Origin of the sequence: Streptomyces sp. NPDC001852 (assembly GCF_042891825.1) — a bacterium.
Lineage (GTDB): Bacteria > Actinomycetota > Actinomycetes > Streptomycetales > Streptomycetaceae > Streptomyces.
The window spans coordinates 1-19,867 of sequence record NZ_JBIATN010000054.1; the positions used below are offsets into that span (position 1 = coordinate 1).

14 protein-coding genes and 5 pseudogenes are annotated in these 19,867 nt (G+C 70.1%); 9 read left to right on the forward strand and 10 right to left on the reverse strand.

Annotation, left to right across the window (positions count from 1 at the left end; translation table 11 throughout):
• A partial coding sequence (locus ACFYZB_RS44175) for an L-threonylcarbamoyladenylate synthase (RefSeq protein ID WP_388767540.1) occupies window positions 1-536 on the reverse strand: 536 nt, incomplete at its 3' end.
• Window positions 537-547: 11 nt separating this feature from the next.
• On the opposite strand from ACFYZB_RS44175, the pseudogene ACFYZB_RS44180 reads away from it, so the two are divergent.
• A pseudogene (locus tag ACFYZB_RS44180) lies at window positions 548-658 on the forward strand (sigma factor-like helix-turn-helix DNA-binding protein); the annotation flags it as partial.
• A 680-nt stretch (window positions 659-1,338) separates the two neighbouring features.
• Window positions 1,339-2,676, forward strand: a pseudogene (mptB, locus tag ACFYZB_RS44185) (polyprenol phosphomannose-dependent alpha 1,6 mannosyltransferase MptB); the annotation flags it as partial.
• A gap of 7 nt (window positions 2,677-2,683) precedes the next feature.
• Here mptB and ACFYZB_RS44190 read toward each other — a convergent pair.
• The gene (locus tag ACFYZB_RS44190) at window positions 2,684-3,745 is read right to left on the reverse strand and encodes a YbhN family protein (RefSeq protein WP_388767541.1); all 1,062 of its coding nucleotides are present in this window, start codon (window positions 3,743-3,745) and stop codon (window positions 2,684-2,686) included.
• Window positions 3,739-4,557 carry a PIG-L deacetylase family protein gene (locus ACFYZB_RS44195; RefSeq protein WP_388767542.1) on the reverse strand — a complete coding sequence of 273 codons (819 nt, stop codon included), beginning with the start codon at window positions 4,555-4,557 and terminating at the stop codon, window positions 3,739-3,741. Before ACFYZB_RS44195 ends, ACFYZB_RS44190 begins: the two co-directional genes overlap by 7 nt.
• Between ACFYZB_RS44195 and ACFYZB_RS44200 the strand changes: the two genes are divergently transcribed.
• Both ACFYZB_RS44200 and ACFYZB_RS44205 read left to right on the forward strand, forming a co-directional pair.
• Window positions 4,549-5,721 (forward strand): glycosyltransferase family 4 protein, encoded by a 1,173-nt coding sequence (locus ACFYZB_RS44200; RefSeq protein ID WP_388767544.1) that lies wholly within the window; start codon window positions 4,549-4,551, stop codon window positions 5,719-5,721. The two genes, ACFYZB_RS44195 and ACFYZB_RS44200, sit on opposite strands and share 9 nt — an antisense overlap.
• Before the next feature lie 270 nt (window positions 5,722-5,991).
• Entirely contained in the window at window positions 5,992-6,312 is a 321-nt protein-coding gene (locus ACFYZB_RS44205) for a hypothetical protein (protein WP_388767545.1), read from the forward strand.
• 61 nt (window positions 6,313-6,373) lie between these two features.
• Here ACFYZB_RS44205 and ACFYZB_RS44210 read toward each other — a convergent pair.
• Window positions 6,374-6,538, reverse strand: a pseudogene (locus ACFYZB_RS44210) (transposase); the annotation flags it as partial.
• A gap of 493 nt (window positions 6,539-7,031) precedes the next feature.
• Between ACFYZB_RS44210 and ACFYZB_RS44215 the strand changes: the two are divergent.
• Window positions 7,032-8,042 carry an NADP-dependent oxidoreductase gene (locus ACFYZB_RS44215; protein ID WP_388767546.1) on the forward strand — a complete coding sequence of 337 codons (1,011 nt, stop codon included), beginning with the start codon at window positions 7,032-7,034 and terminating at the stop codon, window positions 8,040-8,042.
• Between the two features lie 22 nt (window positions 8,043-8,064).
• Window positions 8,065-9,117, forward strand: a complete 1,053-nt coding sequence (locus tag ACFYZB_RS44220) for an alcohol dehydrogenase catalytic domain-containing protein (protein ID WP_388767547.1) — start codon at window positions 8,065-8,067, stop codon at window positions 9,115-9,117.
• 164 nt (window positions 9,118-9,281) lie between these two features.
• Here the strand turns inward: ACFYZB_RS44220 and ACFYZB_RS44225 are convergent, their stop codons facing one another.
• Complete coding sequence (locus tag ACFYZB_RS44225) at window positions 9,282-10,700, reverse strand: MFS transporter (RefSeq protein ID WP_388767548.1); 1,419 nt, start codon at window positions 10,698-10,700, stop codon at window positions 9,282-9,284.
• 49 nt (window positions 10,701-10,749) lie between these two features.
• Entirely contained in the window at window positions 10,750-11,223 is a 474-nt protein-coding gene (locus tag ACFYZB_RS44230; RefSeq protein ID WP_388767549.1) for a MarR family winged helix-turn-helix transcriptional regulator, read from the reverse strand.
• 433 nt (window positions 11,224-11,656) lie between these two features.
• On the opposite strand from ACFYZB_RS44230, the pseudogene ACFYZB_RS44235 reads away from it, so the two are divergent.
• A pseudogene (locus ACFYZB_RS44235) lies at window positions 11,657-12,012 on the forward strand (deaminase); the annotation flags it as partial.
• Between the two features lie 339 nt (window positions 12,013-12,351).
• Here ACFYZB_RS44235 and ACFYZB_RS44240 read toward each other — a convergent pair.
• The 3 genes and pseudogenes from ACFYZB_RS44240 to ACFYZB_RS44250 form a co-directional block, all read right to left on the reverse strand.
• Window positions 12,352-12,507 carry a hypothetical protein gene (locus ACFYZB_RS44240; protein WP_388767550.1) on the reverse strand — a complete coding sequence of 52 codons (156 nt, stop codon included), beginning with the start codon at window positions 12,505-12,507 and terminating at the stop codon, window positions 12,352-12,354.
• A 273-nt stretch (window positions 12,508-12,780) separates the two neighbouring features.
• Entirely contained in the window at window positions 12,781-13,179 is a 399-nt protein-coding gene (locus ACFYZB_RS44245; protein ID WP_388767551.1) for a hypothetical protein, read from the reverse strand.
• 56 nt (window positions 13,180-13,235) lie between these two features.
• Window positions 13,236-13,718: pseudogene (locus tag ACFYZB_RS44250) on the reverse strand (class I SAM-dependent methyltransferase); the annotation flags it as partial.
• An 890-nt stretch (window positions 13,719-14,608) separates the two neighbouring features.
• Here ACFYZB_RS44250 and ACFYZB_RS44255 point away from each other — a divergent pair.
• Together ACFYZB_RS44255 and ACFYZB_RS44260 are read left to right on the forward strand one after the other, a co-directional pair.
• A complete protein-coding gene (locus ACFYZB_RS44255; protein WP_388767552.1) occupies window positions 14,609-14,932 on the forward strand; it encodes a hypothetical protein in 324 nt (107 codons plus the stop codon).
• 2,212 nt (window positions 14,933-17,144) lie between these two features.
• Window positions 17,145-17,930: a class I SAM-dependent methyltransferase gene (locus ACFYZB_RS44260; protein WP_388767554.1), complete on the forward strand. Its 786-nt coding sequence runs from the start codon at window positions 17,145-17,147 to the stop codon at window positions 17,928-17,930.
• A gap of 185 nt (window positions 17,931-18,115) precedes the next feature.
• Here ACFYZB_RS44260 and ACFYZB_RS44265 read toward each other — a convergent pair whose 3' ends face one another.
• A complete protein-coding gene (locus tag ACFYZB_RS44265; protein WP_388767555.1) occupies window positions 18,116-19,798 on the reverse strand; it encodes an MOSC domain-containing protein in 1,683 nt (560 codons plus the stop codon).
• Between the last annotated feature and the right edge of the window lie 69 nt (window positions 19,799-19,867).

Sequence of the window (19,867 nt, forward strand, 5' to 3'; positions counted from 1 at the left end):
GTGACGTCGACGATGGTCGACTCGACGCCGACCTCGCAGGGGCCGCCGTCCAGCACGAAGTCGACCGCCTCGCCGAGCTCGGCACGGACGTGGTCCGCGGTGGTGGGGCTGACCGAGCCGAAGCGGTTGGCGGACGGGGCCGTGACACCGCCGCCGAAGGCCGACAGCAGCGCGAGGGCGACGGGGCGGCCGGGCACGCGCACGGCCACCGTCTCCAAGCCACCCGTCGCTTCGAGGGGCACCCGGCGACCGCGCCGCAGGACCAGAGTGAGCGGCCCCGGCCGGAAGTGTTCGGCCAGCAGGCGCGCCGTTGCAGGCACGTCCTGGACCCAGTCGTCCAGCTGTTCCGCGCTGGCGATGTGGACGATCAGCGGGTGGGAGGGCGGGCGTCCCTTGACCTTGAAGATGCGCGCGACAGCGGCGGGGTCCTCGGCGTTGGCGCCGAGACCGTAGACGGTCTCGGTCGGGAGGGCCACCAGGCCGCCGGCGCGCAGCACACAAGCCGCCTTCTCGATGTCGCTGGTTCTTGCCGTCACCCTCGCTATTTCTCACCCAGGCCCAGATCGGCGAACGCCTCGGCGTCTCCCAGATGCACGTCTCCCGGCTGCTCTCCCGTCTCTTGGACCGCCTGCGCGAAGGCATGCTCACCACTGGATGAGGCCCGGGCGCCCGACAGCCGGCTGTCCTCGCGACGGGGCGCAGCGCCGGTCTCCGCGGGATCCTCCGTCGGCAGGATCCCGCCGCAGTTCGTCCACGCTGGAAGCGAACGCGGCACGTAGGGCGTCCGCCGTGCGTGCCTCCCTGCTTGGCGGCCAGGTAGTCGATGAACCGGTCCGTCCACAGGCGCATCGCCCGGTCCGGCGGGAAGTCGGCCAGCAATTCGGTGTCGCTGTCGCAGATCCCCTGCCAGCACGTTGCGGTCCGGGGGAGGGGCTGGGCCACCGGCTGGGCGGGCTCGGCGGGAGGCTTTGGCCCGAGCAGTAGCGGGCCCAGGCGTCGAACAACTGGTTGCGGGTGAAGCGCTTGGCCCGAACGCCGTCGAGAACCGGCGGTTGGCCAAGCGATGCCGTAGTCCGTCAGCAGCACGCGAGGTCAGGCCGTTGGCGTCGTACTCCGCCCACGGCGGCTCTTTGTCCCCGTTGAGGCTCCAGCCGGCCGCTCGTCCGCAGCGTTGTCGGATCGCCGACAGCGGCGAAGGCCCGGCGGACGTCGGTGAGGATGTGGGTGCACGGACAGCACGCGGCATGCAGAGCAGCCGATGCCAGAGAGATTAGTGACAAACATGGAGGAAAGGCTGCAAAATCCCCGACCGGTCTTCCGTACCCTCATTCCGTGACGATGAAGGCTCCGGGCTGGCTGCTGCTCGGCACCGCGGGCTCCGCGCTGGTCGCGGCCGGCAGCTGGGGAGCCGGTGCGCTGCCACTGGGGGTTCCTGACGGCGTGTGGGGACAGCCCGGCCAGGTGGAGATGCTGGTGGGCTTCGTCCTCTCGTACGCCGGCCTGGTGCTGCTGGTGACCGGGTGGTGGTGGCTGGGCCGCCTCCTGCTCGACGGGGCCGTGGTGACCCGCAGGCAGCAGTGGACCGCCCTCCTGTGCTGGTCACTGCCGCTGCTTCCGTGCCCGCTGCTCTTCAGCAGTGACGCCTACAGCTATGTCGCCGAGGGGGCGCTGGCGGCGCGCGGGTGGGACGCGTACCGGCTGGGCCCGGGTGCGCTGGGAGGGGCGCTGTCGGCCAATGTGCCCGGGATGTGGCAAGACACCCCGGCTCCGTACGGGCCGGTTTTCCTTGCCGCCGCACGCGCCGTGGTGACCGTGACGGGTGAGGGCCACGTGGTGGCGGCGACGTTGGGGATGCGGCTGCTGGCGATGGCCGGACTGGCAGCGGCGGTCGTGGCGGTGCTGCGGCTGGCGGCCGACAGCGGCGGGACGGGGGCACGCGAAGTGGCGGGGGCGCTATGGGCCACTGCCCTCAGCCCGCTGGTGCTGTTGCACATGGTGGGGGGCGCGCACAACGACGCGCTGATGCTCGGCGCGATGATGACGGGGCTCGTGGCGTTCCGCCGGGACCGGTGGGTCGCGGGCGTCGTCCTGCTGACCACGGCGGCGCTGATCAAGGCGCCGGCCGGGGCGGCACTGCTGTGTGCCGCAGTGGCGGCGGTGGCGGGCCGGACCGGCTGGGCGCGCCGGGCTCGGCTGGCGGCCGGGATCCTCGTGGTGGCCGCTGGTGCGAGTCTGCTGGAAGGGCTCCTGTGCGGACAGGGCTTCGGATGGGTTCGTACACTCGGCACCCCTGCCTCCGTGCGGACGTTGCTCTCGCCGAGCACGGACGTGGGCACGCTTCTGGAGTGGCTGGCTTCGGCGGCTGGGTGGCGGGCCTGGACGGGGACTCTGATGGTTGCCGCTCGGGCGGCGGCTCTGCTGGCCGGTGCGGCTGCCGTCGTCTACTGGGCGCTGCGAGCCCCTCGCAGGGGAGCCGAGTATGCCGCGGGCATGGCACTGCTGACGGTCGTGGTGTGCGCGCCAGTGGTACAGGTGTGGTACCTGCTGTGGGGTCTCGTGCCGCTGGCTGCGGTGGCATGGCGCTTGCTGGGGCACCCCGTCGCCAAGGCCGCAACCACGGCGACGTTCCTGGTCGTGATGCCGATCGGAGTGGGCCCCACGTGGCCGTCCGCGCTCGCCGCCATCACAGGCGGGCTGGCGGCTCTGACGGGTCTCGCGTGGTGGTGGCTGCTGCGGGGCGGCGGGCGCGCCGCCCTTCGCACAGCAGGAAGAATGCCCCGGCGAGACAGCCCAGAAGGATCTCCAGCAGATAGGTGAAGGCGGTGTACAACAGCATGCTCGAGGCCACGGCGGCGGGCGCCCCGCCGAGGGCGACGAGGGCGAACGCGGCGGCGCTCTCGGTGACCCCGATGCCGCCGGGCGTGATGCCGATCTGGGTGAGCAGCCTGCTGGCCGCGAAGACCGCCGCTGCCGGCCCGAGTCCTGTACCGGCACCGGTCACCCTCAGGCAAGTGAGGAAGAGCAGACCTTGCGCGGCCACCGTGCCTGCCATCCCGCCCACCAGGCGCGGCCACGACCGCAGCCACACGGCATGGCAGTCATGGCGGCATCTCCCTGCGAGCCTGCGCATCCGCACTACGACTCCGGGCACGGGTCCCCGGAACAGCCGAGTCCCGGCATGGCGCCTGACGGCCCGTCGGAGCGGTCCTCGGAGCAGCCAGAGGCCGCCGCAGGCCAGGCTCGCGACCAGCAGCGCGGCGCCGGTGTCGACGGCCCAGCCGGCGCCCGGTGAGGAAAGCCCGGCCAGCACCAGCAGCCCGGTGATGGAGAGCACCAGCCGGGTCAGGACGTTGCAGACCCCGGTCACGACGATGGACGCGGCCACTGCCCGCGGGGGGTGCCCCCATCGACGCGTCATGGAGTAGGTGACGGCCACTCCGGCCGCGCCCCCAGCGGGCAGGACGTTGCTGACGGCGCTCCCTGTGCAGTTCAGCACCAGCGCCCGGGAGCGGGTCAGGCCGGGCAGCGAGGCGCTGAGGACGTACGTGTAGGCCCACAAGCCCATGCCCGCCAGGGTGGCGAGGATCGCGAGGTGAAAGCCGTCGACCTGCCCGAGGCCGGCCCTGACCGCCGACCACTGTGTGCCCGCGGCCCGCGGCACCGCGAGCACCAGCAGCGCGATCCCCGCAGCCGCCGAGGCGAGGCCCAGCAGCCGCGGCACGAAGAGCCGACGGGGCCTCACCATGCCTGGCACGCATAGCCGTTGAAGGCCGCCAGGGGATGGCTCAGGCGGGTGCCTGGTGGGAGACCCCGCTGGATGTACCACTCCGTGCCCAGTACCTGGCGGAACACCGGAGCGGGCAGACGGTGCAGCGCTGCCAGGGTCCGCACGGAGTCGCCGCCGCCCGCCTGGCTCACGTGCGCGGCCATGCTGGCGCGTTTGGCGGCCCAGTGGTGCCCGACCCGCACCCGGTGCGTGATCTGCGCACGAGGTGCGTAGGCGCGGTGGAAGGAGTCGCGATCGAAGCCGGGTGGGAGGCGGCGGGCCCAGGAGGCCCAGCGGAGTCCGCGCAGCAGCAGGTCGCGGTCGACGGTCGCCTCCAGCACCACGGGGGTCCCGGCGAGGCGGGCCGCCCGGTAACCGACCCGGTGGACCTGCACATGGTCCGGGTGTCCGTATCCGCCGGCCGGGTCGTAGACCGTCAGGACGGCGGCGCGCTCGGAGGCCAGCAGGTCCGCGAGGCACCCTGCCGCTTCGTCGGCGTCCGCCGCGGCGAACGACCCCTCGGGGGGAGGGGACGTGTGCCCGGAGTCGCGGTAGCCGAGGAAGGCGACCCGGGCACAGCCCAGGAGACGTGCCGAGGTACGGGCCTCCGCGCGGCGCAGGCCGCCCAGTCCCCGGGCGAGGTACTCCGGTGCCGCGAGGCCCCCCTCCCCTGAGGTCGCCAGCACGAGCACCACCCGGTGGCCCTCGGAGGCCAGCCTCGCCATCGTTCCGGCGGTCAGCAGCGCCTCGTCGTCCGGATGGGCGTGAAGGAACACACACGTATGAGTCATCACCAGGCGCTCTCCCACCGAAGAATTTCGGCATATCGGAATATCCCAGGCATGATTCTCCACATTTCGGACTGCTTTGCGCCGCGCACTGGTGGGATTGAGAGCCAGGTCATCGCCTTGGCGGAAGCGCAGTACCGGTCCGGGCAGGACGTTGCGGTGACGACCGCCACTCCTGCCGTCGGCCATAGCCAGGGTTCGTGGCCGTACCCCGTGCACAGGATCACCGCACGCATCCCCTATCAGCTGCCCGTCCATCCGAGGGCGGGGCGGGAGCTGGACCGGCTGCTGACCGGCCTCGCGCCGCGGGTCGTCCACGTGCACGTGGGTGCGGTGTCGCTGTTCGCCTGGTCGGCGCTGGCGTGCGTCCGGCGCCTGCAGATCCCGGCAGTGGTGACGGTGCACAGCACCTGGGGCTCCGTGGTGCGCACTCTCTACCGCTGCCTGGGGCGGCCGGCCTACGGGCTGTCCGCCCCGGTCGCCGTGACGGCCGTCAGCCGGTCCGCCGCGGGGCTGATCGGCAAGGCCCTGCCGCACCTGACGCCGCTGGTGGTTCCCAACGGCATCGATCCCGTCCTGTGGCGCGGCCCGGCACGAAACGGCCGCGACGACGACCGCGTCCACGTCGTCTCCGTCGGCCGCCTCGTCCCTCGCAAGCAGCCGATGGAGCTGCTGGCGGCTGTGCGGTCTGCGCAGTCGCGACTGGCTACCCGCAACGTGGCGTTGCGCGCCACAATCGCCGGGGACGGGCAGTGCATGGCAGCCATGCGCCGCTACGTGCACCGGCACGACATGACCGATTGGGTCCGTCTCGCGGGCCGGATCGATGCGAGCGAGGTGCGGCGGCTGCTGTCCGAGGCAGACCTGTTCGTCAATGCCTCGAACCACGAGGCGTTCGGCATCGCCGCCCTGGAGGCTCGTACCAGCGGGGTGCCGGTCCTGGCGCGCGCCCATACAGGCGTCGCTGACTTCGTCCGGCACAACTGCGAAGGGGTGCTGTGCCGCCCGTCGACGTTCGCGCTCTGCGACGAGCTTGTCTGGCTGGCCCGAACTCCTGGAGCCCGGCGCCGCATGGCGGACCACAACCGCGAGACCCCGCCGACACCCTGCACCTGGCCCGTGGTCACCGACACCTTCGCCCACTGCTACGACGCGGTCGCTCGCTGACGCCAGCTGCGGGATGCGGCGGGGAACGCCAGGGCCGCCAAGGTGAGGAGGGCGCAGAACGCGTAGATCAAGCGGGACCACTCGCCGAGCTTGTAGCAGGCCATGCCCGCCACCGACACCCGCCCGGAGCCCCGGCCCCTGACCTGGACGACAGGGGTGTGACCGATCCGGCCCCCTCGACCACCTCGTGATCACCGCCAGTATCAGGCCCTCGTCAGCAGCTGCGGCACGTTCGCTGGCACCGACCAGCAGCGCCTCGTCAACGGCCTGGTGGACCTCGAGATCACCGAACGCATCCAGGCCTTCGAGGAAGCCGAAGCTGCTCTTGACGCGCAGGAGCTCGCGCACATCGCCCGCACGCCCGACGAGAAGGCTCCGGGCGTCCATGCGCCGCATGCCCGCCTGCTGCTCCTGCTCCCGGTACTCGGCGATGCCGACCTGCCCAGCGAGGCTGTCGAGCTGGTCGGCGCCGCGCTTGTCCAGACGGGCGTAGCCGCTGGCAACGCTGCCTCGCTCGCGCAAGCCCTTCTTCGCGATCCAGACACCGGATCGGTGAAGAGGCTTTCGTGGTCGACGACTTGCTTCATCTGATGCGCATGTTCGGCATCAGTGCTCAGAGCGCGATGCGGTACATCACGGCCCGTCCGAAGTGCGCGCCGATGGCGTCGACCAGGCCTGCGTGGGCATCGGAGACGACGAGTTGGACGCCGGACAGGCCTCGGGCGATCAACGAGCGCAGGAAGGCCAGCCAGCTGGCGCTGTCCTTGGTGGTGGCCACGTCCAGGCCGAGGATCTCAGGGTGGCCGTCAACGTTGACATCCCCGTGGTGGCTGCTCTGCCCATGTCCCTTGGCATGAGTGAAGGAGGAAGGGACGGGCGGGATGGGCGGCGCGGCCGGGCCGGGGCCGGGGACCGGGGCGCGCTCAGCCGGTTGCGCGTCGCCGGGGCCGCCGCGCCGTCCGTCAGCGCGGTGACGAGCGCGCTACGCGTAGTGCGTTCGGGGTTGGTCGTGTGGTCGGGCGTGCCGAAGGCCCGCAGCGACTGCTCGATGCCGTCCTGGCTGCGATAGGCCGACAGCACCATGGGCGCCAGCCGCTCGCCGATGCGCTGCCGGTCGGCCCTGGCCATCCCGAATTCCTGCTTGACCAGCCGGATCACACGTTGCGCGGTGATCCGCTTGCCCCGGGAGGAACGGCACCCTACGCTCACGGGCATACCGACTAGATGGTATGCCCGTGAGTCAGGGGCACGCCGCGACGAGCAATGCCGCCGTGACCGTCGGCCCAGTTCCACCGAAGGAGCAGCCCAAGATGCGCAGAGTCAACCACCAGGTGCGCCTGGCCGCACGTCCCGTGGGGGAGCCGCAGCCCACCGACTGGGCGCACATCGACGAGGCGATCGGCGAGCCGGGCGACGGGGAGTTCCTGGTGCGGGTGCTCTATCTGTCGATCGACCCGGCGATGCGTGGCTGGATGAACGCGGGCAGGTCCTACATCCGCCCGGTGGAGATCGGCGAAGTGATGCGCGCCGGTGCGGTCGGCCAGGTGGTCGCCTCCCGGCACTCCGGTTTCGCGGTCGGTGACCATGTGTCGGGCACATTCGGCGTGCAGGAGTACTGCCTGTCGGACGGGCGCGGTGTCACCAAGGTCGACGCCGCGGCTGCCCCCCTGCCGACGTACCTCGGCACACTCGGCATGTCGGGGCTGACGGCCTACTTCGGCCTCATCGACATCGGGCGTCCCGAGCCCGGCCAGACGGTCGTGGTCTCCGGTGCGGCCGGGGCCGTCGGCAGCGTCGTCGGCCAGATCGCCAAGATCCTGGGCTGCCGGGTCATCGGCATCGCCGGTGGCGAGCGTAAATGCCGACTCGTGGTGGACGAGCTCGGGTTCGACGCCGCGATCGACTACCGGACCGAAGACATCCGCAAGGCGCTGCGCGAGCACGCCCCAGACGGCGTCGACGTGTACTTCGACAACGTCGGCGGCGACGTCCTGGACGCCGTGCTGCTGCGTTTGGCCCGCGGTGCCCGCGTTGTCATCTGCGGAGCTGTCTCCCAATACAACAGCACTAAGCCACAAGGCCCCGGCAACTACATGTCGCTGCTGGTCAACCGCGCCACCATGACGGGCATGGTGGTGTTCGACTACGCCGACCGGTACGCCGAGGGAATCGCGCAACTGGCCACGTGGCGGGCGGAGGGCCGGCTCAAGTCGCTGGAGGACGTGGTGCCCGGTGGAGTGGCGGCGTTCCCCGAGACCCTGATGCGACTGTTCCGCGGTGAGAACAACGGCAAGCTCGTGCTCAAGGTCGCGGACGCGTAGGGCAGAAAGGAGGAGGAAAGCAGTGAAGGCACTCACTTACCACGGCCGCCACGACATCCGCTACGTGGATGTTCCCGACCCGGCCGTGACCAGCCCCACCGACGCGGTCGTCAAGGTCACCACCGCCGGTATCTGCGGCAGTGACCTGCACATTTACCATGGCAACCCGTTCAGCCCGGAAACGGGCTACACACCTGGGCACGAATGCGTCGGTGTGGTCGTCGAGATCGGCGGCCAGGTCACCCGATTCAAGGCCGGCGACCGGGTCCTGGTGCCCGCCTCGGTCGGTTGCGCCCTGTGCCGGTCCTGCGCGGCCGGGTTCACCGCCCGCTGCGAGCGCGCCAAGTCCAGCACCGAACTCTGCTACGGGGTGAGCCCCCAACTACCGGGCAGCCAGGCCGAAGCCCTGGCAGTGCCCCACGCCGACGTCAACCTGGTGCACCTGCCCGAGGGGATCTCCGACGAGGCCGCCGTCGTCTTGACGGACAACGCCCCCACGGCCTGGTACGGCTGCCGCCGCGCCCGCATTCAGCCCGGCGAGACCGTCCTGGTCGTGGGCCTCGGCCCGGTCGGACTCATGGCCGCCCAGTCCGCCTTCGCCATGGGAGCCGCCCGTGTCCTCGGCGCGGACCTGGTCGCAGAACGCCGTGCTTTCGCGGCCACCTTGGGTGTTGAGCCGGTCGAGGGCGAGGACGCGCGCACGGCCATACGCGAGATGACATACGGGCGCGGACCGGACGCCGTGGTGGAGGCCGTGGGTTCGGACGCGACCATCGGGCTCGCCCTCAAGGCAGTCCGCCAGGCCGGCCGGGTCAGCGTCATCGGGGTCAGCCAGAGCAAGGCGTTTCCCTTCCACATGGGACTGGCCCAGGTGAAGGAGTTGGAGTTCGCCATCGGACTTTGTTCGGTCCACTATGAACTCCCTCCTCTGATCGCCCTCGCCCAGGCCGGCCGGATCAAGCCGGAGGCTGTGGTCTCCCACCGTTTCGCCCTCTCCGACGGCCCCACGGCGTATGAGCTGTTCGCCGACCGCGCCGACGGCGTTCGCAAGATCCTTCTCGACCCCGCTCGCTGACCTGACTCCTCGGGGCCCGTCTCATCGGATCTCCCTCAGACGCGGCTACGCCCAGCGCATGCCGATGGCGGACAGTTGCTCCACGCGCTCGGGGGAGAGTGTCGCGGCCCGCGAGCGTTGGTTGTTGACCCGAAACGGACTTAACGTCCACTAAGTGGCCCGTGTCAGCGTCGGGTTCGCGGGTCCAGCGCGCGATCGGCGATGGTCATGATGAATAGGGCGGCGCTGATGCCGACCATGATCCAGGCGATCAGGTGGAGGCCGTGATCGGTGACGTGAGTGTGGAACACGATGCCTGTGATGGTCGAGGAGGCGATCGAGCCGATGTAGGCGAAGGTGCGCAGCAATCCCGAGGCGGTGCCGAGTTGTTGATGGGGAGCTTGGTCGTACAGGGCGGTCTGGTTGCCGGCTGAAGCGGCGCCCATCGAGATGCCGAACACAACGGTGACGGCGACGACCAGGCCGGTCCAGGTCGACGAGGTCAGCAGGAGCACGCCCACCGACCCCGCCGTGCACATCAGCGCGGCGGCGATCAGCGGTCCTCGTACGAGATTGCGTCGCGACACCGGCGAGATGACCACCGCGGACACCAGGGTCATGGGCAGCAGAAGCAGCCCGGATGCGCTCTCGGACAGGCCGCGTACGGCCTCAGCCCATTGCGTGAGCCCGTAGAGCACGATGTAGACGCACAGCATGGTGAGGCCAAAACGCAGATAGGTTCGGGTCAGAGCCCGGTGGGCCGCGAGCAGGCGCACGTCGAGGAATGGGGTGGCGGCACGCAACTCCCACAGGGCGAGCGTTGTTCCCGCCGCCACCGCGATGCCGAGCAGGTACCCGTGCACGACGGGCAGGTCGTAGAGGAACACCAGCAGTGCGGTCATCGTCGCGCCGAAAGCGAGGATGCCCGTCACGTCGAGGGCGGAGGCGACGCCACGCAGGGTGTCGCGGCCGGCGGGGTTGTCACGGGGGATCCAGGCCAGTGTCGCAACAAGGGCGATCAGTGCTACCGGCACGTTGAGGAAGAACACCGATCGCCAGGTCAGGGCGCCGACCAGGACGCCACCGACGGGCAGTCCCAGTGACGCCGTGGCGGTGCCGGCTATCTGCAGTCTGCCGAGGACGTTGCCGGGTGGTTCGTCGAGGCCGGCGTCGTGGGCTCGGCCGCGGATCAGCAGCATCGCTGTCGGGTACGCGCAGGAAGTGCCGAGACCGATCAGGACTCTGCTGATGAGCAGGGTGATCAGGTCCTGCGCGAGACCGCCCACCGTGCCGCCGACTGCCACCAGCGCGATTCCGGTCAGGAAGACCCGTCGCGGACCGAACACCTGGGCGGCCTTGCCGGCCGTGGGCTGGGCGACGGCGCTGGCCAGATACAGTCCCGTCACCAGGGCTGCGGTCTGCCCGACCCGGACGTGCAGGCCAGCGGCGATCGGTACCAGAGCGGTAGCGATCAGTGAGCTGTTGATCGGGTTCAGCGCAGAGCCGATCAACAGCGGCACAGTGAACCGCCAGCAGAAGGCACGCGCAGCACCGCCCGCCTCGCTCCGGGCGCTCGCGACGACGTCGGACTCCGGCTCAGGCATGGCACGCCCTCCGGTCCTGGGAGTGAGACTCAATGATCACGGTCGCCGGTCAGAACAGGTCGGCCAGCCGCTCGATCAGCGGCGCCGCCGCGTCGAGAGTCGCGATCTCTTCGGAGGTGAAGGACGTCGCCATCGCCGCCGCCATCCTGTCGGCGACAGCGCTGCGCTCGGAACTCAGCACGGCCCGGCCGGCATCGGTGACCGTGAGCAGCCAGCGACGCCCGTCGGCGGGATCGGCGGCACGGGCCACCAGCCCACGGCCTTCCAGAACCGCGACGGTGGCTCCCATCGCCTGGGGGGTGATCTGCTCACGCCTGGCCAGTTCCGCAGTGGTGACCGGACCCAGCCGTTCGAGCCGCGAGAGAGCCGTCAGCTGCGGGCCCGTCAAATCTCCCTCGCTCAGGGCTTCGTGACTGCGGCGCCTGAACGCGCTGATGCTGATCCGCAACCTCGTCGCAACCCCGATCAACGCGGGGTTTGACTCAAGGGTTTCGGCGCGGTCGTCCGCTGCCCGTGCACTCATATTAGAAGGCTAGCCTTATCAGGCAAGTCTTGCAAGGCTAGCCTTCTAATATGGCAGGCATCGGTCTTGGGTGCGGGTGGCCTCGATGGTGGACAGGCCCTTGACGGCCGGCCAGCGGTCGACTTCCTCCCCGGCTTCCTCTGTCAGGGACGGGGCTGCCGTCCGGTTCTTGCCCTGGTTGGCGGGTTTGCTCCGGTCGGCAGCAGCGTCGTACGGACCCCTGCGCGGTGTGGTCGTGCGAGGGGTCCGGGCCGGCCGGTTCCTTGGTGAGCAGTCGCACCGCGGCGGTGGAGCGGCCCTGGGCGGCGCAGGTGAGTGGCCGTGGGCGGTCACCGCGACGGCCTTGATGCCGTCCGTGTCCGCCGCAGCCGCACCGTCGACGGGGACGCTTCGTGACGAGCGTTGGAAAAAGGTTGGGGGCCCCTCTCGAGTCATGAACTTCAATGTCTCGAGTGACGGTATCGGTGCCGGTGAGGACCAGAGTTTTGAGCGGCCGTTCGGCCTCGACCGCCCCGAGAGGCTGTTCGCTTGGGCCGGAGCGACGGCGAGCTGGCCCATGCGTACGGATCCTGGGGGAACCGGGGCCTGGACGACTACTCATGCGGGACTTCGCGCGCAACATCAGTGCCGAGATCATGGGCCGCAACAAGTTCGGTCCCCAGCGCGGGCCCTGGCAGGACGACGAGTGGCGCGGCTGGTTGGGGCAGGAGCCCCCGTTCCGCACTCCGGTGTTCGTCATGACTCACCACGAGCGTCGGTCGTTCACGCTCTGCGACACCACGTTCCAACGTGGAGGTCGTGCCCAGCCCGAGCGGCGTGAGGCACCACCTGTTCTGGCGGAGGTGAGGCGAGGGCCGCTCGGGTTCAGGCTGCGACTGCGAGGAGGCGCCCGCCCCGGCGGGTGCCCTTCTGGCTGCTGATGCGGGCGCGTTCCTTGCGTGGGGCGGCGAGGACGTCCAGGTGGCGGGCGTCGGTGTTGCGCCGGCGCAGGTAGCGGTGTGGGGCCTGGGGCCTGTGCGGGATAGCTGCGGTGGTGGGAGGCGGCCAGGGTGAACTGGGCGCGGCGGGCCGAAGCGGGCCTGCGTCGGCGATCCGACATGAGCGGCCTCGCCGCAGGAGCGAGGCTCGTCAGGGCTTTTCGGGTCTGCGGGCGAGCGGGCAGGCGTGTGGTCTGCTCACCCGTCCGCCGGGCTTCCGCTCCAGCTTCGCGGTGGCGAGGCATCCGGTGTGCTCGATCAGGCCGATCATGTGGTCCAGGGGCAGGAGGTACGACCTGTAGGACACCGGATGCCCGTAGCATCTCTGATCAGCTAAGGGATTCCATGCGAACCGTAGGCCCTGACATGGGTTCTGCCCGCCTGGACGGGGACGCATGAGCGTGGAGATGGAATCCTGCGCCCAGTGTTGCTCCGCGTGGCCGGTGTCGACGTCTGGTGGGTGTGTTGATCGTGGTCACGCCCTGGTGCCGGTGCGCGGGGCAGCCGGGTCCGGCCCGGTGGTGTGTGTCCCTCCGGACGCTGGCCGGTCGGGCCGGTGGGCCTGGCCGGGGAGGGAACCTCACGTGGCCTGGGCGTGAGGCGGTTGGTTCGCGGCCAGGTGGGGCCGGTCTTCGACCGGTCGGTCCGGCTGGTCTTCGGGACGGCGGAGATGACGGCCTTGGCCTCCATTGTGCCCGACGATCTCGCCCGTGGAGGTGGCCCGCAGTTCGGCCTCCTGGGCCTCCAGCGAGGCCTCCTGCCCAGACGAGCCGGGCACGCGCACGTACAGCAACTCCAGCCGTGAACGGGCAGTTGGGGAATCGCCGCCGCGCTTCATGTTCTCCGTATCCACGGAGGAGAAGTGGCGCTCACGCCCGACCGACGTAAACGGTATCTTGCCGTCCAACGCCCGCTGACGAAGCGTCATCGGGTGTATTCCGAGACGTTGCGCAGCCTTGGACATGCGCAGCAACTTCATGCACGGAACCGTACGTACGCAACAGTAGGGACTACTAAGGAAGTTGATGAGCCTGCCCAGAGCAGGTGACCGCGGGGTGCGAGTGCGCGGTGGTCCTCGGCGATCACCGCCGGCAACCGCTGCGGGGGCGCGTGGTGGGTGGAGTACGAGGCCAGGATGCCGCCGAGCTCGCCGTCCCCCATCTCCAGCGCGGTCATCGAGCCCTCGCTGAACCGCAGGTCCGGACAGGCATGCCGGGGCGGCCCGATCATCTTTCGGTGACAGGTCGACGCCGGAGGCGGACACTCCCAGCCCGGCCAGGTGGGCCATCATGCGGCCGGGCCGCATCCCAGGTCCGCGACCAGGCCCGGACCGGCTGTTCGCACGAGTTCGGCGAACCCCGCCGGCATCGCGCGTGAGAGCGGGTTCATCGCGGTGGGCGACGGGACGCGTTCGACGTAGTCGGCGGTGACCGTGTCGTACGACCCGCGCACGGCGGTCAGAAAGGAGAGTTCGGCCGTGCAGGCGACCCTGGAGCAGGGATTGAAAGTCCGTGTCACGGCCTTGAGTTGTTCTTCGCGGCATCCACCGCCGTGGGCACTCGGCCGTCACACCACTTCGAATGATCGTTTCCGGTCAGCGTACTGGGCGGCTGGCCGCCGCCTGCCTGCGGGACTGATGTCTAAAAGCTGACGGTCATGGTGGACACGTGGGGTTTGGATCACTTCGGAAATCCGTATGCCGAGATCCGCTCCTGCTGCACCGCCGCCAGCCGTCCTGGCTATCACGGCGTCGGCAGTGTCCGCGGCACCGGTCGTCGCCGGGATCAGCTGACCCGCTCCATTGCGTCAGAGGTGGTGATGTGGCAGGACCAGCCACCGGCCCTGCCACATCACGGCCCAACCCGGCATACACCGGAGCTACGACAACGTCCACGCTGTTGCCGACCGCCACCAGATCCACGGCCAGCTGGAGCCGGGCGCGGCGCCCGGCTCCAGCTGCGCGGGCCTGGCGCGGGCATGTGACAGGCGGTACCTGCTGCGTCTGCCGGTCGTGTCCCGCGAAGGACAGGCCGCCGCTGCGGGAGGAGTGTTGTTGCAGGGCTGTGACGGGACGGGGAGGCCGTTGTCGAGAGCGGTCCGGAGGATGGCATGCACAAAACAGGCGTGACCTGCCTGCTTCCACATCATCTCTTTTTGGGGGATTGGTTCTGATGCGTTTCATCATGCCGCGCGCGATGGGTTCGGCCGCTATCGGCTTGTCCGCCGTGTTTCTGCTCGGCGCGTGCAGCACCGGTACCAGTGCTGGTGCGGCCCATGGGGGCAGTTCCGGGGGCGGCTCGGTTGCAGCGGGATCGGATAGGGCTCGGCTGGCGGCTACCACGGCTGCAGGCGGTGGTCAGGCGGTGACGGATAGGTCTGCGAAGAGCAGCGGCTGCCGAAACCTGGTCGTGACCGCAGAGGTCAAGACGGCGGTCACCCGCGCGTACACCAGGCACAACGCCCTATTCCGCCACATCAAGCCGCGCCCGGGTCAGTTCCTGTACGGGCAGTGCGGGGGCACCCGGTACGCCGCGACCGCCTTCGAGCTCACCCCGGGCGCGACGCGCCAGGAGCAGATCGGCATCCAGGACGACGGCAGTGCACGCAAGTACTTCATCCTCCGGGGCAGCCAGCCCTGGGTTTACAGCCACAGCGCCGCCCCGTTCAGCGGCGGCTGCGTCGACATCCCCCGAGAGCTCGCCAAGCTGTGGAACAACTGCCCCTCGGAATGACAACTGACCGGTGCCGCAGGACCAGGATCCGAGGGGCCGGCTGCAGGCCATCCCGGCCCGCCGGGGCGTGGACTGCTGTTTGCGGTGGATCGTGGCCGGCTCGAGGTGGTCGAGGAGGTGCGACATGCCGATGACTACCACGGGTCGCGGCCCTGCTCCGCTGGTTCCCGATCCAGGAGCCCAGCTTCAGCTCCCGCTCTTCCTGGTCCTCGCCGACAATCGTCTCGCCGTGTTTCCTCGGTACCCGGAGGTGGGCCTCGCGTTCGTAGAACTGCCGGGCGGCCGCCACACCTCCTACACCCTGGCCTTCACCCGGCCCGGCTACCTGTCCACTCCCGCGCGGTGGTCCTCGCTGAACTACCGCTGCGACAAGGGCAACAAGGCCAGCGGGACCGGCAACTACGGCACCGACTGCGTCTTCCCCGGCTTCGACCCCTTCGAGACCCAGCAGGCGGCGCTCCCGGACATCTCGCAGAACATCGCGCATCCAGAAGGCCGGCCCCGCACCCACTACGGCGCCCACGGCCTGCACGGCTCGCCGCTGCACCGCACCGCCAACCGCAAGACCATCCCCGACAACCGCCGGATCCCATGCGGGAACCGCAAGCCTCCCGGAGGCCGTCGGCACCGCCGGAGCCTCCGGCGGACGTACGTGCGGCATCCAGTGGCTCAGACCGCTGATCCGGCCCTCCGAGGCCACACAGCAACTTACGGAGATCGTGATGGCCGTGTGCCAGGACTTCGAGGTGCACCGGGAGGCGGTCGGCAAGCGCGCGGTCGCCTCGGTGACGCTCGCTGACCACCCCGGCGGAGACGTCGCGGGTCGCTACCGCTGACCCCTCTGCCCTTCCGGGGCCCGTCAGGATGTTGCCCGGGCCACCGTCCTACTCTGGCTGCAGCCGCCCTGGTGCACGGGCCGGAGCGGACCGCGGCGTCCGCATCCTTCATCCTCCGGCCGGCCGGTGCTCCCGGCAACGGCCACCGTGTACCAGGGCAGGCCGCTGCCTTGGCGGGGCGAGAAGGCCCGGTCGTCGCCGTCTCCGGGAGCAACCACGGCCCGATCGCCATCGATCCGGGGGAGTAGCTTCTGCTCCTGGCCACTCGTTGGGCTGTGCGTGGATGCTCGCCATGATGGCGCAGAGCCTTGCGCGCCCCGGCCGGGCGACCCCCGGCTCCGCACCGAATCCGATGATCACAGCAGTTCCATCGAGCGGGCACGTGGAAATCTGCGGCCCACGGCGTGGAACGGGCGGGCGGTGATGGTCGCCATCGCGGTGACCACCGTGATCCTCGCGGTGGTGTCGACGGCCGTGCGCGGCCTTGCGAGGTGAGCGTCTATGAGCTGTTCGGGGAGCCGGTGGTGCGGTGCTGGCGCGCCGCGGGCGGCCAGCTACCGCCAAGGCAGCAGGATGACGAGACGGGCGGGCGGACCGGCCGGCCCCCGTCCCCGGCGCCTGTGCAGCCTGCGGGTCCTTTGCAGCCCGCGGGACCGTCCGCCCGGCTGGACCTGACTCTCAGCGGTGCAGCCGGGCGGTGCCCGTGCGCCGCGTGCGCAAACGGGAAACCGCTCGGGACGTGAACGCGGCCTCCCCCGGCCTCAGGCCGGCCGCGTATCCGGGTCTAGACGTCATTGCAGATCTGGGGTTTACCTGGACGCGGGGTGGACTGAAACCCGCCGCCATCCGTGGTTCTTGGCCAACGTCCTCGGCCACGGTGTGTGGCACCTGACGGCGGGCCTCCTCCTCACCCTGGGCCGGGTGATCGCCGTACGTCATCTGGGCGGAGACGCCGCCTGGGTCGTCATTGCAGAAGTCGGCACGGTGGGGCTGGTCGCCGGTATCTACGCCGCCTCCTGGCTGCCCGTGCGCCGCCCCTTGGTCGGCGTCGCCGTGGGCGCCGCTGTCTTCGCGCTCCCGCTGACGGCGTTCGCCCTTCTCCTACCGATCCCGATCGTCACGACCGCGTACTTCGCGGGTATGTTCAGAGTCGGCCTTCTCAGGCCGCTGTGGGAAACCATCATGCAACGCCGCATACCGCAAGAAGCCCTCGGGCGCGTGGGATCGTTCGACACGCTGATCTCCTTAGCCGCCCGACCGCTCGCTCTCGCCCGCGCCGCCCCGCTCTCGGCGGCCATCGGGACCACGACTCCACTGCTCCTGGCAGCGGCACTGGTGAGCACTGCGACTCTCGCCCTGCTCCTGCTCCCCGCCGTGTGGGAGACGCCCAGCACACGCGGGAGGATGCGCTGTTCCGTGACCCACTGGCGCAGGCCTTCGCCACCGCGGGCGGCCTGTGGCCCTGCTCGCCGCCGCTGCCCGATGACGAGGCCGCGCGCCGCCGTCGGCTGGGCGTGGCGTTCTCCATCGTCATCAGGACGAAGTTCCTCGACGACCTGTTGCAGCAGGCGTCCGCGTCCGGGGTCCGGCAGGTCGTGCTGCTCGGCGCCGGCATGGACAGCCGGGCCTTCCGGATGGACTGGCCCGAGGGCACTCGGCTGTTCGAGGTCGACACCGCCGCGCCACTGGACTTCAAGGCTTCGGTGCTGCGCCAGGAGCGGGCCGTCGCACGCTGCGAGCGGATCACCGTCGCGGTGGATCTGCGTGAGGACTGGCCAGGCGCGCTGGCTGCCGCAGGGCACGACCCGGCGGTGCCGACCGTGTGGATCGCCGAAGGACTGCTGATCTATCTGCCCGAGGACGCGGTGGAGTTGCTGCTGGCCCGGATCAGCGCGCAGTCGGCGGCGGGCAGTCGGATGGGGCTGACGTTGGGCTCGCGCGGCGTGATCGAACGCTTCGGCGCGGACGCCGTGCCGGGATCGGCGGCGTCCATGTGGGTCTCGGAGATGCCCGACGACCCGGTGGGCTGGCTGGCCGGGCACGGCTGGGAGGCCGAGAGCCACACCCTGCGCGAGCGCGCTGCCGCCTACGGCCGCCCGATCAGCACCCCGCCACAGCGCGAGGAGGGGCCCGGCGGACTGATCTCGGCGGTCCGCCGGTAGAGCACCTGCCGATTCCCTGCATGATCGATTCCAAGGGGGTCTGTGAGTCCCCTCCTTTGGGCTCGGCGGGACTACCGCTCCTGACCGACTTCACCGAGCAGTGCAGCCTCCGCCAACCCCAGCCACCACTGTGGTTGTTGGGGGTTGTGGTGGTGGGTGGTCTGTTTACCCATAGGGCGGCAGCGTTAAAGGTCCAGGACAACGTCCTGAGCGGGTTTGGAGCAGCAGATGAGGATGTTTCCGTCGCCCGGCGGTTCGACGGGATCGGGTGAGTAGTCAACGCTCCCTGACATCAGGGCGAGCTCGCATGTGTGGCACACACCGGTGCGGCACGACCATTGGACCGGGACGTCGCAGGCTTCGGCGAGTTCGAGCAGGGAGTTGCGGGCGTCGTCCCACAAAACGGTCAGCCCACTGCGGGTGAACGAGACGGAAGGGCCGGTGCCGGCAGGGCCCGGGGGCTGGTGCGGCGCCCTCGCCGGCGGCGCACCCTTGATTCCCGGGGTGATCGAGGGACCGGCGCTGAAGTTCTCGGTGTGCACGCGCGATGCTTGCAGGCCGGCCTTGACCAGGGCGTCGGTGACATCGTCCATGAAGGTCACCGGCCCGCACACGTAGGCATCGGCATCGGTGGGCAGACCCAGGCCGAGAAGCCGCTCGCTCGTCATGCGACCCGCCTGCGCGTAGTCCTGGCCCTGCCGGTCTTCGGTGTTCGGCCTGCTGTAGTAAATGATCGACCGTGCGTGGTCCAGGCGCTCCAGCAGGAGGCGGACCTCCTGGGCGAAGGGATGCTCCTTGCCGTTGCGGGCGCTGTGCAGCCACCACACCTGCCGTCGGGAGCGGGCGCTCGCCAGCGAATGCAGCATGGCGAGCACCGGAGTCACTCCTACCCCGGCGGACACCATAACCACCGGGCTGTCGCCGTCGGACAGGCAGAACGTGCCGCGGGGCGCGGCGATGTCCAGGCTGTCACCGGCGCGGGCGTGCGCGCGCAGATAGTTGCTCGCCACACCATGTGGTTCCACCTTCACGCTGATCCGGTATGTCCCTGTGCCGGGCCGGCCAGACAGCGAATAGCTGCGGATCAGCGGTGGCCCATCACCCTGAGGTCGTATTCTCACGGTCAGAAACTGCCCTGGCAGGGCAGTCGGCAGGGCATGGCCCTCTGCTGCGGCCAGGGACAGGCTGATCACGCTCTCGCTCTCGGGCCGGACGTCCGTGATCGTCAGGGGGCGGAAGCCGGTCCACGCAGGGGGCGGGGTGCTGGATGCCGCCGTGAGGCCGGCGCTGCCCGACGACGAGCCCAACCCCGTTTCGGCCTGCTCCAGGAGCGTGCGCATCGACCCCTGCCAGCCCGGGCTGAGGGCGGGGATCCGCAGAGCCCGCTCCACCTGCTCGCGAGTGTGCCCGGGGAGGTAGAGGACCGAGTCGATCTCCTCGACGGTCATCGTTTCCGGGCCGGTGGCGACCTTGACGATCTCCTGCCCGGCCTCCACCTCGCCCTCTTCTATGACGCGCAGGTAGAAACCGGGCCGGTGATGGGCCACCAGCAGCGCCGCCATCTGCGGCTCTCCCAGGCGCAGGCCGACCCGGTAACATGTCACCCGCGGCTGTGAGACCTCGAAGAGGGCACCGCCGATGCGGTACCGGTCACCGATGCACACCTCGTTGTCGGGGAGCCCGTCGACGGTGAAGTTCTCACCGAAACTTCCGGGCGTCAGGTCGTCGCGTCCCAGTTTCCGCGACCAGAAGCGGTAGGACTCGAGCTGGTAGACCAGCACGGCCCGCATCTCCCCACCGTGGCCGCCCAGGTCCCCCTGGCCGTCGCCGTCGATGTTCAGCCGCCTGACCATCCGCGGCCCCGACACGGTCCGTTTGTACACCCCCGTATACACAGTCCTGCCGTGCCAGGGCACGTCTCTGGGCATCCCCACGTT

Coding starts and splice junctions, on each gene's coding strand:
- ACFYZB_RS44190 (WP_388767541.1), bottom strand. CDS start 3,745: ATGGTGAGGCCCCGTCGGCTCTTCGTGCCGCGGCTGCTGGGCCTCGCC.
- ACFYZB_RS44200 (WP_388767544.1), top strand. CDS start 4,549: ATGAGTCATCACCAGGCGCTCTCCCACCGAAGAATTTCGGCATATCGG.
- ACFYZB_RS44195 (WP_388767542.1), bottom strand. CDS start 4,557: ATGACTCATACGTGTGTGTTCCTTCACGCCCATCCGGACGACGAGGCG.
- ACFYZB_RS44215 (WP_388767546.1), top strand. CDS start 7,032: ATGCGCAGAGTCAACCACCAGGTGCGCCTGGCCGCACGTCCCGTGGGG.
- ACFYZB_RS44225 (WP_388767548.1), bottom strand. CDS start 10,700: ATGCCTGAGCCGGAGTCCGACGTCGTCGCGAGCGCCCGGAGCGAGGCG.
- ACFYZB_RS44230 (WP_388767549.1), bottom strand. CDS start 11,223: ATGAGTGCACGGGCAGCGGACGACCGCGCCGAAACCCTTGAGTCAAAC.
- ACFYZB_RS44245 (WP_388767551.1), bottom strand. CDS start 13,179: ATGAAGTTGCTGCGCATGTCCAAGGCTGCGCAACGTCTCGGAATACAC.